Source organism: Marinomonas polaris DSM 16579, from assembly GCF_900129155.1.
Lineage (GTDB): Bacteria > Pseudomonadota > Gammaproteobacteria > Pseudomonadales > Marinomonadaceae > Marinomonas > Marinomonas polaris.
Map to the genome: position 1 here is coordinate 15,535 of NZ_FQVF01000006.1, position 15,627 is coordinate 31,161.

Genomic DNA, 15,627 nt, shown 5'->3' on the forward strand with positions numbered 1-15,627 from the left:
GCTTGACCTATGTGCTACATACAGGTTTTACACTATGGTTATAGTTCAGATATTTCAAAGGAGTTTCTATGCGAGTAAGTGAGCTAGCCAAAAAAACCAATGTAACGGCTGAAACTGTCCGCCATTACACAAGGCTTGGGCTGATCCGTGCTGAGCGAGATCCAAACAATGGTTATCAGTTATACGACAAGGTGGCATTGCAGCGATTAAATTTCATTCGCCAAGCCAGTGATTTAGGGTTCAGCTTAAAGCAAATCGAAGAGATTTTTCATCAATCCGATAGTGGTGATTCACCTTGTCCTATGGTTCGTGATTTATTGGAAAAAAAAGTTCCAGAAACCAAACTAAAAATAGCTCAACTGCAAGCGCATTTAGTCAAAATGGAAGACGCGTTAGCAGCTTGGGAAAGTATGCCAAATGGTGCTCCTGATGGTCATTCAATTTGTTGTTTGATTGAAGACTGGGAAGAGATCAAGTAGGGCTATTAATAGCGATATAAGAGGAGGGTAGAAATGACGCATTCAGAATCAAAATCAGCCGATCAAAAGACAGTATTAACATTAAATGTTACCGGTATGTCTTGCCAAGGCTGTGTGTCGAAAGTTCGCAAACTCATTCAGGAAAAAAGTTCAGAAGCGGTTATCGAAGGTATGCCGAAAGAGCATAAACTAGTGGTCACGTCTGATTTAGAATTAGCCGCAATTGAAGCTAGTGTCCAGGAAGCTGGATATCAATCATTAGGCTTATTTAATAACAATGAGCATGATCAATCAAAAAATAAGCAAGAATCCGCTGAGGAAAAAAATCTAGTAGACAAAGAACAGGACAATCTAGATAAAGTAGACAGTTCATTCAGCTATCAATTTTCTATTGGTGGAATGACCTGTGCCGGTTGCGTTAATACGGTACAAAAGGCACTGTCGAATTCTGAGGATGTTATCTCTGCAGATGTTAATTTCGCCAATCATACCGCACAAGTTGTCACCAAAGGTTCTTCAGATGCATTAATCAAAGCGGTGGAGAATTCAGGTTATCAAGCAAGTCTTATCCTAGATGCGGAAAAAAGCGAAGAAGAACGCGGCGAAAGAGAGTTGGCTGAATATCGTCATAAATGTAGATCGTCAGCACTGGGTTTAGGGTTAGGGATTCCCTTGATGCTGTATGGTCTATTTGGCGGAAATATGATGGTGAGCTCGCTCACTGATAGGATTATCTGGTTTGTTGTTGGGGTTGCCACACTGCTGATTATGGTGAGTGCGGGCAAGCATTATTTCCGTGGCGCCTGGAAAGCCTTTACTAGCCATCAGGCTAATATGGATTTATTAATCGCCTTGGGTACTGGTAGTGCTTGGTTGTATTCAATGCTAGTTGTGCTTGCACCTATGACTTGGTTGCCTGATAACGCCCGCCACTTATACTTTGAAGCAGCAGTGATGATCATTGGTTTAATCAACCTTGGTCAAGCATTAGAGCTGAGAGCTCGTCGTAAAACTAGCCAAGCCTTGCATCGACTTTTGGATTTGCGACCTAAAATGGCAACGCGAGTGGATGGCGACACGGAATCTCGCGTTAGTGTGGCAGATATCAAGGTGAATGACATTTTGCGAGTTCGCTCTGGTGACAAAATTGCTGTTGATGGAGAGGTCTTAGAAGGTCTTTCCACGGTAAATGAATCTATGCTGACAGGCGAACCTGCACCAATAGAAAAAAGCGTAGGAAGCTTGTTATCTGCTGGCACGATAAACGGTCAAGGTAGTTTGTTGTTCAAAGCAACTCGTATTGGTTCCGATACCTTACTCGCGCAGATTATAACCATGGTCGGTAAGGCACAGAACTCAAAGCCACCGATTAGTGTGCTAGCCGACAAAGTGTCTTCTATTTTTGTACCAAGCGTGGTCATTATCGCTATTTTGACGGCACTTGTGTGGTTTAACCTTTCTATATTTGGTGTGGACAATGAATCCGTCTTCTCATATATGTTGGTAACGACCATCTCGGTACTGATAATTGCTTGTCCGTGTGCCTTGGGGCTAGCAACACCTATTTCTACCATGATAGGGATTGGTAAAGCGGCAGAATATGGTGGCCTTATTCGAAACGGTGAAGCCTTACAAAGAGCGAGTGAATTGACCGTTGTCGTGCTGGATAAGACTGGCACGATTACAGAAGGTAAACCGAAAGTCGTTAATGAAATATTAAGTGAGCAAGCTCACAAAGATTTTGTGGCACAAATCGTTTCAGCCCTAGAGGCACGAGCTAATCATCCTTTGGCGGATGCTTTATTGGAGCATTGTCAGACGGATGCAACAGAAAAAGAAAGTGTTGCTATGGATGAGTTTGAGTCACTGGTTGGTTTAGGTGTGAAAGGCAGTATTGAAGGGAAGGCTTATTATCTTGGTAACGAGCGCCTGATGAAAGAAAAGGGCATCTCTATAGATTTGCTCGCTTCTGATGATCAACATAATGCAGCAACCCGCGTTTATCTCTCGGATGAAGCTGCGCTAATGGCTGTTTTTTATATTGAAGATCCCATTAAGAAAGGCGTCAAATCGGCTATTTCGAACTTCAAGGAACAAGGCCTAAAAGTTGTCATGCTGACTGGCGATAATCCAGAAACGGCCGCTTCAGTTGCAAATATGGTTGGCATTGACGATTATCATGCGCAACTGATGCCAGACGATAAACTGAACTGGGTTAAGAAGCTTCAGGCACAAGGTGAAGTGGTTGGAATGATTGGTGATGGCATTAACGATGCGCCAGCTCTAGCTCAGTCCGATGTGGGCTTTGCGATGGGAGCCGGAACCGACGTTGCCATGGAGAGTGCTGATATTACTTTGATACATAATGACTTAAACGGTGTTGCAGATGTTATTCAGATAAGCAGCGCTACGTTAAGGAATATCAAGCAGAACTTATGGGGCGCATTTGCCTATAACAGTTTAGGTATTCCTATCGCTGCGGGGATTCTATTTCCGTTTATGGGGTGGTTATTAAGCCCAGTTATTGCTGGCGCCGCAATGGCCCTATCGTCTGTAACAGTTGTGACTAATGCTAATCGACTTAGATTTTTCCGTATTTCCCGTTCAAATCTTAATAGTACAGATACTGAGGAGGGTAAATGAGCGTACTCATTAATGTGTTAGGTGTGTTGCTAATCATGTTTGTTGTCTATTGGTTTTGGTGGCCAACCCACCAGAAACAGACTAAAAAGCACAGTAAGAATAAGTAAAGACATCTTTCAATAAGCAATAACTCGGCAAGTGTTGTAAAATATTTGCGTTGATCAATAAGCCAAGGGCGCAAGCTCTTGGCTTATTTTGTTTTCAGTCTTAAATAGTCACTATTGTTCATTAATCTAGAATCAAATATCGGAGCTTTTATGCTTGCTTATCAATGGGGTATTTTTGCCATTGCCCTAGGTACTTTCGGAATAGGAACAACTGAGTTCATGCCTATGGGCCTGTTACCAGTTATTGCAGATGGCGTGGATGCATCCATTCCGGCTGCGGGTTTATTGATTAGCGCCTATGCCGTCGGTGTAATGATAGGTGCTCCATTAATTACTTTGTTTTTAACACGTTATAGTCACAAAACCTCTTTGCTAGCGTTAATGGTGGTTTTCGTCGTTGGTAATTTACTCTCAGCGGTATCTGTTAATTACGAGACTTTCTTATTTTCGAGAATTATCACCAGTCTTTCTCATGGCGCTTTTTTTGGTATTGGTGCCGTTGTTGCCATGAATTTGGCACCTTTTCATAAAAAAGGTTCTGCAGTAGCGTCGATCTTTTTAGGCTTAACCATTGCGAATATTGTTGGTGTTCCTATTACTACTTGGTTGGGGCAAAATTTTGATTGGCGTATTTCATTTGCAGTAACTGCGATATTAGGTATTGTCGCTTTTTTCGGTATCAGCCGCAGTTTGCCCGTTATGCCACGGGCTGAAAAGCCGGATGTAAAAACAGAGCTTAAAGCTATCATGCAGCCTGCTGCGCTGCGAGCTTTTGCGACTACGGTGATGTGTGCAGGTTCAATGTTTACACTTTATACCTACATTGCGCCTATCATGCAGACATTGGCTCAAGCTTCGGATAACGCTATTGCAACCATGCTAATGCTTGTCGGCATTGGTTTTACGCTAGGAAATTACATCAGTGGCAAAGTAACTGATAAGTCACCAGATCTGGCTTTGTTTGCCTTTCTAGGCTTACAGGTATTGGTTTTATTACTGTTTCGCTTTACCTCGACGACGCTAATTGGTGCCAGTTTAACTATTTTATTATGGGGCGTTGTAATATTTGGTAGTGGCCCTCCATTACAAATGCAAGTAATGAAAATCGCAGATCAAGCGCCAGGCTTAGCATCTTCTATAAACATTGGTGCATTTAACTTAGGAAATGCTTTAGGGGCGGCTCTAGGTGGATTGGTGATTAGTATTGGTTTCAGCTTTGATTGGATTCCAACTGCGGCAGCAGTTTTGTCTTTTCTTGCGCTTGTTATGGTTTGGTTAAATCGTCGTAAGGCCATCTATGTGTCAGAAGCCAATATCGTTTGATAAGTTGTAAAGAATAAAAATGAAGGGGCACAAATGTGCCTCTTGTTTTATGCTAAAACCTACTATAAAACCGCCTTTATAAATCAATGTAATGGATATACAGTTGTGACAGTATTAAAAAGTAAATTCTTAAAGCTTAATCGGCTTATTTTATTTTTGGCCTTAACCGCTACCATTTTAACCTTCATTAATAGCTTTTATTCGAACTATGAGGTGCAGAAAGAACAATTGGTTCTGCAGACTATAGAAGTGAATAGGGCTTATGCTAGTAAGCTGTCTGATACGACAGAAGTGTTTTTGAGAACCTCTCAGCAGCAGCTTACTTATACCGCAAACTCATTATTTAACAAAATGAATGATGGTTCCCACCTAAAAGAAGAGGCTAATCGCCTTAAATTTCAGACGGATAGTTTTAACTCTGTTGTCATTAGTGATGCATCGGGTTTAACTCAAGCTGCTTCGCCAGAAACGCTAGATTTAGTTGGAAGGAAGCTGTCGTCGGTCGGTAGTGTTGAGGCTCTAGAAGAAAAAAGAGTGCTTATAAGTAGCCCATATGTTTCTACTCTAAAGAATTTGATTGTTTTTCTTTCTGCTCCTGTCTTTGATTATCAGGGTAACTACCTCGGCTTTCTTGGTGGTTCTATTTACTTAAAAAGCCCAAATATTTTGAGTGAAATATTGGGCGAACATTATTATAAAAATGGTTCTTATATCTATGTGATAGATCAAGACAAACAAATTCTTTATCACCCTGAAAAAGGACGGATTGGCTCTTTCATTGAAGGTAATGATGGCATTGATGAAATAATAGCGACCAAAGAAGGTGGCTTGTTATTGAATAATAGTAGAGGGATCCAAATGTTGGCCGGATACTCCACCATCCCCAGTACTGGATGGATTGTCATTACCCAAAGCCCTGTGGAGTCTACCTTAGTGCCGCTAACAGGTATTATGGAAAAAGTAGTTTTACGTACCTTACCTTTGGCTTTAGCCGTTTTTCTATTTATTTGGTTGTTTGCTCGAGCTATTTCTAAACCACTTCAGCAGCTTGCAGACAAGGCTAGATCGCTTGATAGTCCGACAGTTAATGAGGATATTGAAAATATACATTCTTGGTATGTTGAAAGCTTAGGGCTAAAACGAGCGATGTTAAGTGGTGTAAAGCTTATGCAAAACCAGATTGGCGATCTTAAGCGTGATGCTGAAACTGACCCTTTAACCGGTGCAAGTAACCGCAGAGCATTTCAGTTTAAACTTAAGCAATTAGTTTTACTTGAAATACCATTTTCTGTTTTAGCCTTGGATATTGATTATTTTAAACGAGTTAATGATGCCTATGGTCATAGTGTGGGTGATGATGTTCTTAAGCAACAAACTAAAATATTGAATAGATTTTCTAGAGATGGTGACATGGTTGCCCGAACTGGTGGTGAAGAATTTGTTTTGTTATTAAAAGAAACTTCTAAAGAAGATGCTTTCTTAGTCGCTGAACGATTACGAATCGCGATTTCAGAAGAAACATTTGATGTAGTTGGTAACATTACCGTTTCAATCGGTATAGCAGCTTGGGCAATATCTGATGAAATAAGTGTAGAGAAAACTTTATCATTGGCTGACCAAGCTCTGTATGAAGCAAAAGGACAAGGGCGAAATCGCTGCATTATCGCTTAATCTAAATAGCATTAGATTTCGGGGAAAAGAAGAGGGTGTGCATGGTAATTCATGCACACCCTTTTTTGTCGAATCTCAAATAATTAGCTAAATGTGTTTTTTTATCTAGTCCATAGGGGGTCATTAAATATAGCTTTTAGCTTAAAACATGATCAACAGGTTTCATTTGAGGCGGTAGATCAATACTTCCAAGAGCCCTATGAACATCGCGTTCAATGATTCGAACCATTGAATCGGTTGGCAAATCATTGACATCGTTGCCAAATGGATCTTCTAATTCATTGCCTATTGCATCTAAACCAAAGAATGTATAGCTGACTATTGTCGTAAATATAGGGGCCAACCAGCCTAATGGCTCAGCCATTGCAAATGGTAATAACAAGCAAAAAATAAATGTCGTTCTATGTAATAGAAGTGTATACGGGAATGGAAGCGGGGTATTTTTGATTCTTTCGCAGTTAGCCTGAGCTTCAGATAATCCTATTAACCGCCTTTCAAGCTCTAAGTAACGCCATTCACTAATGATCCCATCAGAAGCTAGTTTTGAGCATTTATCACCAATATTACTCAAGATTGTATCTGCTGGATTATCGATAAAAGTGAACTTATCATCAGCTATCCATTTACTTAGGGAAATACTCTCATTATTGCCTTTTAATTTTGAATTAAGAGCATGTGCAAAGGCACAAAGCATTTTTAAGATTTCCTCACGAGTTTGTGCATCTGATATCACGATACTTTCGCGGCAAAAAGCGCGTACTTCAATGATGATTTTCCCCCACATTTTTCTGCCTTCCCACCATCTGTCATAACATGAGCTATTTCTGAAACTCATAAAAATAGACAACGACAAACCTAAAAGAGTAAACGGAATGGAGCTTACATTCTCGAAAGACGCAGGATATGTTTTTTCTAACAGAACAATGAGCGAGGCAAAAACGGTGATTAATAAAACACGTAAAGCGATGCGTTTGGCAATCGAACCCTTAAGGGTCGTAAGTATAACTATCCAATTTGGATTTGGGCGAACAATCATGAGGTAAAGCCTAAAGAAAGATTAAATAAACGGTTATGTGTCAGACCAAGACTTACTAAATTTACTCAGAATAAACATTCAGAGAGATGATTGTTTAGCATTTCAATAGAAGGATGAATTTGGTTCGTGGATGATAGAACCAGTGATGATGGGTTCCAAGCATTAGTAATCATTAGCTGAAAAATAGTCGTTATACGCATAAAGCATCCATTTATACTATTTCCGATAATAACATTTATCGGAAATAGTGAGTGTACATAGGGCTTTCCAAAATCTCATAGTTTCTTATTTTATTGAGATTTCAACCAAGCCAGTAATTCTGGCAGTGAGTTAATTTGATACGTTGGCGTAATCTCTTGCGGATGTGTTTTGTTATGGTGATTCAACCAGCATGTATCAAAGCCAAAATTTTTGCCGCCTAGAATGTCTGATTCTAGTGTGTCACCAACCATCAGCACGTGATTTTTATTTGGCGTACCCATTTGCTCTAAAGCATGTTCGAAGATTTTAGGATGTGGCTTAGCAACACCAACGAGCTCGGAAATAACAACCGGTGAGAAATATGGAAGAAAGCCAGTTCGTTCTAGACGAATATGTTGTAGCTGTGCAAATCCATTGGTAATGATGCCCATGTTTACTTTGTTTTCATGCAGATGCGTTACAAGTTCTATAGCGCCTGGTAATGTTTTACAGATTTCAGCCATGGAATCTAAAAATTGCTTGTTAAGCTCTTTGGCGCTGATGGCTAATCTATCGCTCCAAAGTTTGAAGCGATTTGTTTGTAATTGTTCTGCGCTAATTTTACCATTTTGATATTCTACCCAAAGCGGCTTATTTACAGCTTGGTATTCATCATATTCTGGTTGCTCAAACGTTACGCCATGCTGAGAAAACATGTGTTTTAGACCTGCGAAATTGTCAAAATGAAAAAGGGTTTCGTCAGCGTCAAATAGGATCCATTGATATTTCATTGTTTCAACTTATATATTGCTTAATTTATGTACATTAAAAATGTTCAGGATGAAGAACTGGGGCTAACGCAAGCACTAATGCTTGGGTATACACGCTTTCCCTGGTTGCTGCATGGTTCGTAAATAAGCCGATGGCGCCACCTTTTTGTCGAATGTTATCAGTATTAAACAGCTCATCCATGACTTGCCCTAACTCTTCGTTGGCTTGTAAACGCTTATAAACCTTATTTGGTAGAGGTAAATTAGCGGAACGCCCCGTCATTAATTCACCTTCATTACTTAAAATGGCAACATAAGCAAAGGTTGCTGCGCCCTCCTCGAATTCATCGACGCCACCTTCCAAAGCAACAAAGAAGTCCATGTCATTGCTCGCGCTATGTTCTGAACAATACCTAGCACGGTTTTGTGCGCCAATGCGAGTATCTGCTTCAGTCATAGGTTGATCAGCAACATCAGACGGAGCATGCATTTCTTCACAATGAATGGTGTGATTAGGAAATACCTGTGAAAAAGCCTGTCTTGCAGCATTTACTTTGACGGGATTAGTTGATCCAACACAAACTCGAATGACGGTGGAACCTAGTTTAGTAGTCATTTACGCCTCAATTTCAAAAAGTATAAAAATAAAAAAGCCGCTACGTTGTTAATAGCGGCTTGGTATTTAGACTATTATTAAATCTAAGCTTGCCCTTTAATAATGGGCGTTGGGCAAACTACATCGGCATTTTGTGCTCTGTGTCTTAGCAAATGATCCATAATGGTCAAGGCTAACATTGCCTCAGCAATAGGCGTTGCACGTATGCCTACACAAGGATCATGACGACCTTTGGTGATAACTTCTATTGGATTACCGGCACGGTCGATACTTTTACCAGGGATAGTGATACTGGATGTTGGTTTTAACGCCATATGGACAACAATATCTTGCCCAGATGAAATGCCACCTAGTACACCGCCAGCGTGATTACTCAGAAAACCTTCTGGCGTCATTTCGTCACGGTGCTGGCTGCCCTTTTGTTCAACAACATCAAAACCGTCACCAATTTCGACGCCTTTAACCGCGTTAATGCTCATTATTGCTTTGGCAATGTCTGCATCTAGACGGTCAAATACGGGCTCGCCTAAACCTGGCATTAGATTCTTCGCGATAACCGTAATCTTCGCACCTACTGAATCACCTTCACGACGTAGCGCTGTCATGTATTCTTCAAGCTGCGGAATCGCATCTGGATCAGGGCTAAAAAAGCTATTTTCGTAGACTTGACTTAAATCTTTAACTTCCAATTTGATTGGACCAAGTTGTGACAAGTATCCTTGAATTTCGATACCAAATTGTTGCTTCAAGTATTTTTTGGCAATGGCACCAGCAGCTACGCGCATCGCAGTTTCACGAGCAGATGAACGACCGCCACCACGATAATCGCGGAAGCCGTATTTTTGATCATAGGTATAATCAGCATGAGCAGGACGGAAAGTATCTGCGATGTTGCCATAATCTTTTGAGCGCTGATCGGTGTTTTCGATTATTAAACCAATCGGGGTCCCCGTGGTTTTGCCTTCAAAAACACCAGACATGATTTTTACTTCGTCAGCTTCACGACGCTGTGTTGTGTGTTTCGATGTGCCGGGTTTACGTAGATCTAAATCACGCTGTAAATCCGCTTCGCAAAGCTCAATGCCTGGTGGACAACCATCAACAATGGCGCCAAGCGCAAGCCCATGACTTTCACCAAAGGTGGTGACTTTAAAAAGTGTTCCAAATGTATTACCAGACATAGTTTATTTCTGCTCTTGTAATAGTTCGCTAAGTTGTTCTTTAGTTAGGATAAAAACACCATTGCCACCCTGCTCTAATTCTACCCACATAAAGGGAATATTTGGATAAGCGGCTTGTAAGGCTGTTTCGGTGTTTCCTACTTCGTATACTAATATACCGTCATCTTGCAGATAATGCGCGACTTGGGCTAAAAATTCGTGAGTAAAATGGAGTCCATCTTCACCTGATGTTAGGGCTAATTCAGGCTCATTATGGAATTCTGCCGGTGCGTTTTCAAAGTCTTCGGCATCCACATAAGGCGGATTGCAAATAATAAGATCGTATTGTTTGCCAGTTAAGCCTGTAAACATATCCGAATGAATGGCATGGACTCGGTCTTCTACTTGATGACGCACAATATTTTCATTGGCAATCAATAATGCAGCGTCACTAATATCTGAAATATCGACTTCTGCTTCTTCGAATACTAATGCTGCCGCAATACCTAGACAGCCAGATCCAGTACACATATCTAATATATTCAACGGATAGTTTTTAAGCCAAGGTGCAAATTCACTTTCCAACAAAGAGATGATTGGAGAGCGAGGAATCAATGTGTCTTTGGTGACTTTAAACGGTAGTCCCATAAACCAAGCTTCCCCTAGAAGGTAAGGCAATGGCTCGCGTTTAGTGACGCGAGTTTGAACTAGTTTAAGAATGTGTTTCTTTTCATTGTAAGTCAGTGCGCAATCCAACATATCACGATCAAAGTCGAGTGGAAGTTTTAATGCCCCCATAACAAGATGAACAGCTTCATCCCATGGATTGTCTGTACCATGACCGTAAAACAAATCGGCCTGTTTAAAGCGACTGAATGTCCAACGAATGAAGTCTTTGATGGTGGATAAATCACGAACGGCTGATTGTTTGTAGCTCATCTTCTCTTCTTAATTATGATTGCGCGGGTATGGCGAGTGACGCATTATAACGGTTATTGTTTCGTGCCTCTATCTTTGCGTTGCAAGGTTTTCACTGAGCTGGTTAACTCATCGAGTTTTTTCGTCATTTCTTGCCATATTTTCGCTTCATCTTTTGTTTTTCTATGTTGGTTTTCTTCTAGTGCGGCTGCCAGTTTGGCGTTTTCTTCTATTAGCTTGGCGAGTTGGTTGTCTTGTTTTGCAAGGTCTACTTCTTTTTGAGCAAGGTTGATTCTGAGCTCTGTATGTTCTTTTTGCTCTTTTTTAATCTGACTTGTTAGTACGGCATTTTGGGCAATCACCTCTTGGTAGCGTTGCTCGCTAAATGCAAACTTTTGTTTAAACAATTCTGCTTCATCACTTACTTTCTTGTGCTCCGACGACAATGTGTCATGGGCTATTTGTAATTCGATTAATACTGAGGATAAAGAGAGATATCCGCTTTGGATGGCATCTTGCTTGCGTATTTGATGCTGCTCAATTTCAGACGATTTTTCATCAAGCAATTTCCCTAGATTTTGAGTTACTTCTCTTGAGAAGCGTTTAAAGACAGGAAGCAACACATCATTGAGTTCGCTTAACTCGTGTTGTTGCTGTTCTTTGTAGGCTTCTTCCCAGTCGGTAATCGCATTTAGAAAGGTGGTGTTTGAGCAGCGCCGCCCGTCCTTTTGTAGAAAATACTCGGTTAAACGAGGAATGTTTGGAAAGCTGTTTTTTTCGATCAACTCCCAGCAGGCTTGATGAATTTCTTCTCTTGCTATGTTTGCTTTGCGAGCCATAGTTCATGTCCTACCGATCATTTAAGACCTTAAAAGATAAATACTGTATTTATATTATCAAATATATCTTAACTATTAAACAACACGACGAATCAGCTTGCCACTTTCATTTTTTGCTTTGGTATATTTTAGACAATAAAAAAGCTCCCGTAGGAGCTTAGTGGTACTAGCTGATCTTTAATGTTATCGAGCTGATATTTATTGAATGCTGGTAGTGTTTATAACTCTTGTCGCCATTTCAACACCAAATTCTTTGGCTAACTCTTTCCATGAATCTTGCTTCGGCTCATAGACAACAGGCTCGGCATCGGGAAAGCGCGAGTCCAATATATCTGTTACGCTAGCCAAACCATCGATCAAACCAATCTTGATGGCTTGCGAGCCAGTAAATACCATACCCGAGAAGACATCATCCGTAATAACAAGTCTATCACCACGACCTTCTTTTACAGCATTGATGAACTGTTGATGAGTTTCATCTAATACTGCTTGCCATTTAACCTTTGCTTCTTCGGTCATTGGGGCGAATGGGTCAAGAAAGGCTTTGTTACGACCCGCCGTGAAAGTACGACGTTCTACACCAATTTTTTCGAGTAAGTTACTTGCGTCAAAGCCGGAGGAAATAACACCAATTGAGCCCACTAAACTGGCTTTATCTGCATAGATTTCATTTGCGGCGGACGCAATGTAGTAACCACCTGAAGCGGCCATATCTTCAACAACTACGAGAACAGGAATGTCAGGATAGTTTTGTTCTTTCGCATGAATGGCATCGTAAATAATACCAGAATGAACCGGACTTCCACCTGGGCTGTTCATTTCAATGACCACACCTTTTAGGCGAGAGTTTTGGTATGCTGCATCGAGTAAACCAACAAACTCTGATGATTCAATCTCGTTATCGGCACCGATAACGCCCCGCATTGGAATCATGGCAACTATATCACCTTCTAAACTGACATCTTGAAAGTTGGATTTTGCAAACCAACCACCAATTACTGCTAAGAAAATCGCTAGCGTGGTAAAACGGAAAAAGATTCTCCAGCGTCTAGCGCGACGTTTCTCAATAAGATTTTCACTGAGTGTTTTTTCCAGTAATGACCAAATCGCTTTATTGGGATCAGTACTTTCTTTTTCGGTTTTTTTCTCGGTGTGCACATGCTTGCTTGACGTTTCGTTAAGCGACTGTTTGCGGTCTTCGTCTTCTGCCCAGCTCATTTGTTATAACCCTAAAATATTTGATAATTGATTGAAATTGTTTATTAGCGCATGCGGTTGGCAAGCTTTTAATCGTTCTTCTTGATGTGCACCATAAGTTACTCCAATGCTTTTCATTCCAGCATTCGTTGCCATATTTAGATCGTATTCTGTGTCACCAATCATAATGGCATGCTCAGGCAAAACATTAAGTTCAGCGAGTATTTGCTCCAGCATTAACGGGTGTGGTTTCGATATGGCTTCATCGGCACAGCGAGATGCAACAAAGTAATCTCTTGTATTAGTTAGAGACATTACTCTTTCAAGCCCTCGACGACTTTTACCCGTGGCTACCGCCATTTTCATATCTGCAGCTTGTAGCTTATTCAAGACATCTATAACGCCGGGATAAGCCAGTGGTGGCGTTTGATCGGATGCCACATAAATAGTCTTGTAGTGCTCGATAATTGTATTTTGTTTATTTAAAGATAACTCTGGCCAAACCGTATCTACGGCTTTATCGAGAGATAAACCAATGATATTTTTTATATCATCTTTTGCTCTTGCTGGTGCGCTTGCCAAGTGGCCAGCCTGCAACATGCTATGACATATATTGTCGATGGAGTCGAATAAGGTACCGTCCCAATCAAAAATTACCAACTTAACCATAGATACCTCTTAAGAATAGTCCGGCGAGAGTGTACCATAACCGAAAATGACTAAATAAGGATTGGTAATGACTACAGGCTATACATTAGAGCAACTTTCAATTGATCAAAGTGTTGAATATCGCAAAGTGGTTACACAAGCAGATGTACAAGCTTTTGCTGATGTAACAGGTGATACAAACCCTGTTCATTTAGATGCTGAATATGCAGCAACGACTTCTTTCGGTCAGCCAATTGCCCATGGCATGCTGACAGCTGGCTTTATCTCAGCAGCGATAGGTACTCAATTGCCAGGACCTGGCTGTATTTATTTAGAGCAAACGCTAAAGTTCCGCTCTCCGGTTTTTGTTGGTCAAGAAGTGGTTACGACTGTAACGGTTACTGATATCAATGAACGTCGTCGCCGTGCAACACTAAAAACAGTGTGCGAGTGTGACGGTAAAGTGGTTGTAACAGGTGAAGCAACCATTATGCTGCCGGCATAAAAAGTGAGCAATGATAATAAAAAGCATTAGCCCATAGCTGGTAATGCTTTTTCGTATTTGTTATAGCGACGAGAATATGTGCCAATTTTATCAATGACATGACCAAATATTTTTTTATGTATCTTTAATTATGGCCCTCTTATTTGCATCACAATTGTTAGACAAAGTGTCTGATCGTGAAAAAATGCGGCATTTTGTAAAAAAGGCTGGGATTTAGGCAGGAGCAAGCCTATATTTATTAGACAGAACAAGGATTAGGTGTTGCCATGAAAATTCAATTACTAATGATCATTACCGTGATTATATCGTCTTTATTGACGATATCTCAGCGCGCCAATGCTCAAGAAGTAAATCAATTTCGCTGGCTAGAACCTACTGTAGAGCAAAGATGCGATGAAGTCGTTGTCCCAGATCAAGACAATGGAGCAGATAGCGGTTGTATTGTATTTATTCCGTTTCGGACTCATCCTTCCGATTTAACTCCAGCGTCTTTTCTAAATTATCGCTTACCTGTTATTGCTAAAATTAGTGATAGCATCAATCCAAGAGCCCCACCTTTTTCACTGATATAACTCACCCAAGTTTTAGCTATTTTATTTTTTACACTGGGGATTAATCATGAAAACACTAACTTATGTATCTACAAAAGACGTTAACGAACTAACTTGGCCTGCAACTACAGAAAATATAAACCTTTATTCTTCTGCTTTATCAGTCTTTACTGATTTTCAAACGGCCGGCCCTCGGGTAATTGAATCAAATACTCGTGCAGATGAACTGGTTCAGTTGATGAGAAAAGAACATGTACGCATGAAAATCGTAGTCGATGCCGATAATCGCTTTGTTGGCGTTATTAGTCTTGAAGACTTGTCTGAAGATGTCTTCATTAAACAGGTAGCAAATGGTTTTCAACGTTCAGAATTGATGGTTGCAGATTTGATGAGAGCAAAAGAAGTATTACTTGCTCTATCTTATACGTCCCTTAAACATTCAGATATCGAGTCACTTTTGTTTAGCCAGCGCAATAATAAGCTACAACATTTACTTGTTATTGATGAAGATACCAAGATGATACGCGGATTGATTTCATCTAATGATGTTGCTCGTCAGCTTAGATTAGATATCGATGTTTCATTTTCTAGTTTTGCGCAAACTTATCAAAGTGCGATTCTTGGGCAAAAAGAGCAATCTAAAAAGCTTAAAGTAGCCTAATTCATCCTTAGTTTATTATTTTAAGGTAAAAAAGAGCCCAAATTAGTTGATGATTTTGGGCTCTTTTTTTAAACTAACCTTCTTTTTTTTCGATCCAATAGTAATAAATCTCCCCTTCTTGATCTTGTCGAATAAGCTTGTGGCCAAGAAATTGGCAGAACTTTGGAATATCTCTTGTCGTTGATGGATCTGTCGCAATGACTTTTAGCACCTCCTTCGCAGCCAGTTTTCGCATCTCTACATGAAGCATCATTACGGGTTCAGGGCAAAGTAAATCTGTTGCATCAAGCTGAGCTTGGTGTTCCATAATATTTCTCTCAATA

General features: G+C 40.5%; 16 protein-coding genes. 7 read left to right on the top strand and 9 right to left on the bottom strand.

Going from position 1 to position 15,627, the window contains the following annotated elements; all coding sequences use genetic code 11:
• Positions 1-68: 68 nt before the first annotated feature.
• From BUA59_RS07045 to BUA59_RS07060, 4 genes are all read left to right on the top strand, one after another.
• Complete coding sequence (locus tag BUA59_RS07045) at positions 69-479, top strand: MerR family transcriptional regulator (protein ID WP_072839019.1); 411 nt, start codon at positions 69-71, stop codon at positions 477-479.
• 33 nt (positions 480-512) lie between these two features.
• A complete protein-coding gene (locus BUA59_RS07050; protein ID WP_072839020.1) occupies positions 513-3,122 on the top strand; it encodes a heavy metal translocating P-type ATPase in 2,610 nt (869 codons plus the stop codon).
• Between the two features lie 257 nt (positions 3,123-3,379).
• The gene (locus BUA59_RS07055) at positions 3,380-4,552 is read left to right on the top strand and encodes an MFS transporter (RefSeq protein ID WP_072839021.1); all 1,173 of its coding nucleotides are present in this window, start codon (positions 3,380-3,382) and stop codon (positions 4,550-4,552) included.
• A gap of 105 nt (positions 4,553-4,657) precedes the next feature.
• On the top strand, positions 4,658-6,223 hold the full coding sequence (locus BUA59_RS07060) for a sensor domain-containing diguanylate cyclase (protein ID WP_072839261.1): 1,566 nt from the start codon (positions 4,658-4,660) through the stop codon (positions 6,221-6,223).
• A gap of 136 nt (positions 6,224-6,359) precedes the next feature.
• On the opposite strand, the gene BUA59_RS07065 is transcribed toward BUA59_RS07060, so the two are convergent.
• The 8 genes from BUA59_RS07065 to BUA59_RS07100 all read right to left on the bottom strand — a co-directional run bounded on the left by BUA59_RS07065 (position 6,360) and on the right by BUA59_RS07100 (position 13,608).
• On the bottom strand, positions 6,360-7,259 hold the full coding sequence (locus BUA59_RS07065) for a bestrophin family protein (RefSeq protein ID WP_072839022.1): 900 nt from the start codon (positions 7,257-7,259) through the stop codon (positions 6,360-6,362).
• Between the two features lie 290 nt (positions 7,260-7,549).
• Positions 7,550-8,230: a pyrimidine 5'-nucleotidase gene (yjjG, locus tag BUA59_RS07070; protein ID WP_072839023.1), complete on the bottom strand. Its 681-nt coding sequence runs from the start codon at positions 8,228-8,230 to the stop codon at positions 7,550-7,552.
• A 34-nt stretch (positions 8,231-8,264) separates the two neighbouring features.
• Positions 8,265-8,825 carry an inosine/xanthosine triphosphatase gene (yjjX, locus tag BUA59_RS07075; protein WP_072839024.1) on the bottom strand — a complete coding sequence of 187 codons (561 nt, stop codon included), beginning with the start codon at positions 8,823-8,825 and terminating at the stop codon, positions 8,265-8,267.
• An 83-nt stretch (positions 8,826-8,908) separates the two neighbouring features.
• Complete coding sequence (gene aroC, locus BUA59_RS07080; RefSeq protein ID WP_072839025.1) at positions 8,909-10,006, bottom strand: chorismate synthase; 1,098 nt, start codon at positions 10,004-10,006, stop codon at positions 8,909-8,911.
• 3 nt (positions 10,007-10,009) lie between these two features.
• Positions 10,010-10,924 (bottom strand): 50S ribosomal protein L3 N(5)-glutamine methyltransferase, encoded by a 915-nt coding sequence (gene prmB / locus BUA59_RS07085; protein WP_072839026.1) that lies wholly within the window; start codon positions 10,922-10,924, stop codon positions 10,010-10,012.
• 53 nt (positions 10,925-10,977) lie between these two features.
• Positions 10,978-11,742: a hypothetical protein gene (locus tag BUA59_RS07090; protein WP_072839027.1), complete on the bottom strand. Its 765-nt coding sequence runs from the start codon at positions 11,740-11,742 to the stop codon at positions 10,978-10,980.
• Positions 11,743-11,940: 198 nt separating this feature from the next.
• Positions 11,941-12,960 carry a signal peptide peptidase SppA gene (gene sppA, locus BUA59_RS07095; protein WP_072839028.1) on the bottom strand — a complete coding sequence of 340 codons (1,020 nt, stop codon included), beginning with the start codon at positions 12,958-12,960 and terminating at the stop codon, positions 11,941-11,943.
• A 3-nt stretch (positions 12,961-12,963) separates the two neighbouring features.
• Positions 12,964-13,608 carry an HAD-IA family hydrolase gene (locus BUA59_RS07100; RefSeq protein ID WP_072839029.1) on the bottom strand — a complete coding sequence of 215 codons (645 nt, stop codon included), beginning with the start codon at positions 13,606-13,608 and terminating at the stop codon, positions 12,964-12,966.
• Positions 13,609-13,675: 67 nt separating this feature from the next.
• Between BUA59_RS07100 and BUA59_RS07105 the strand changes: the two genes are divergently transcribed.
• The 3 genes from BUA59_RS07105 (at position 13,676) to BUA59_RS07115 (ending at position 15,304) form a co-directional block, all read left to right on the top strand.
• Positions 13,676-14,092: a MaoC family dehydratase gene (locus BUA59_RS07105; protein ID WP_012069940.1), complete on the top strand. Its 417-nt coding sequence runs from the start codon at positions 13,676-13,678 to the stop codon at positions 14,090-14,092.
• 266 nt (positions 14,093-14,358) lie between these two features.
• On the top strand, positions 14,359-14,664 hold the full coding sequence (locus BUA59_RS07110; protein WP_072839030.1) for a hypothetical protein: 306 nt from the start codon (positions 14,359-14,361) through the stop codon (positions 14,662-14,664).
• A 46-nt stretch (positions 14,665-14,710) separates the two neighbouring features.
• Entirely contained in the window at positions 14,711-15,304 is a 594-nt protein-coding gene (locus BUA59_RS07115; RefSeq protein WP_072839031.1) for a CBS domain-containing protein, read from the top strand.
• Between the two features lie 73 nt (positions 15,305-15,377).
• Here BUA59_RS07115 and tusA read toward each other — a convergent pair whose 3' ends face one another.
• Entirely contained in the window at positions 15,378-15,611 is a 234-nt protein-coding gene (gene tusA / locus BUA59_RS07120; RefSeq protein ID WP_072839032.1) for a sulfurtransferase TusA, read from the bottom strand.
• Positions 15,612-15,627 lie beyond the last annotated feature (16 nt).

Coding starts and splice junctions, on each gene's coding strand:
- BUA59_RS07055 (WP_072839021.1), top strand. CDS start 3,380: ATGCTTGCTTATCAATGGGGTATTTTTGCCATTGCCCTAGGTACTTTC.
- BUA59_RS07045 (WP_072839019.1), top strand. CDS start 69: ATGCGAGTAAGTGAGCTAGCCAAAAAAACCAATGTAACGGCTGAAACT.
- BUA59_RS07050 (WP_072839020.1), top strand. CDS start 513: ATGACGCATTCAGAATCAAAATCAGCCGATCAAAAGACAGTATTAACA.
- BUA59_RS07105 (WP_012069940.1), top strand. CDS start 13,676: ATGACTACAGGCTATACATTAGAGCAACTTTCAATTGATCAAAGTGTT.
- yjjX (WP_072839024.1), bottom strand. CDS start 8,825: ATGACTACTAAACTAGGTTCCACCGTCATTCGAGTTTGTGTTGGATCA.
- yjjG (WP_072839023.1), bottom strand. CDS start 8,230: ATGAAATATCAATGGATCCTATTTGACGCTGACGAAACCCTTTTTCAT.
- tusA (WP_072839032.1), bottom strand. CDS start 15,611: ATGGAACACCAAGCTCAGCTTGATGCAACAGATTTACTTTGCCCTGAA.
- BUA59_RS07115 (WP_072839031.1), top strand. CDS start 14,711: ATGAAAACACTAACTTATGTATCTACAAAAGACGTTAACGAACTAACT.
- prmB (WP_072839026.1), bottom strand. CDS start 10,924: ATGAGCTACAAACAATCAGCCGTTCGTGATTTATCCACCATCAAAGAC.
- BUA59_RS07110 (WP_072839030.1), top strand. CDS start 14,359: ATGAAAATTCAATTACTAATGATCATTACCGTGATTATATCGTCTTTA.
- BUA59_RS07065 (WP_072839022.1), bottom strand. CDS start 7,259: ATGATTGTTCGCCCAAATCCAAATTGGATAGTTATACTTACGACCCTT.
- BUA59_RS07100 (WP_072839029.1), bottom strand. CDS start 13,608: ATGGTTAAGTTGGTAATTTTTGATTGGGACGGTACCTTATTCGACTCC.
- aroC (WP_072839025.1), bottom strand. CDS start 10,006: ATGTCTGGTAATACATTTGGAACACTTTTTAAAGTCACCACCTTTGGT.
- sppA (WP_072839028.1), bottom strand. CDS start 12,960: ATGAGCTGGGCAGAAGACGAAGACCGCAAACAGTCGCTTAACGAAACG.
- BUA59_RS07090 (WP_072839027.1), bottom strand. CDS start 11,742: ATGGCTCGCAAAGCAAACATAGCAAGAGAAGAAATTCATCAAGCCTGC.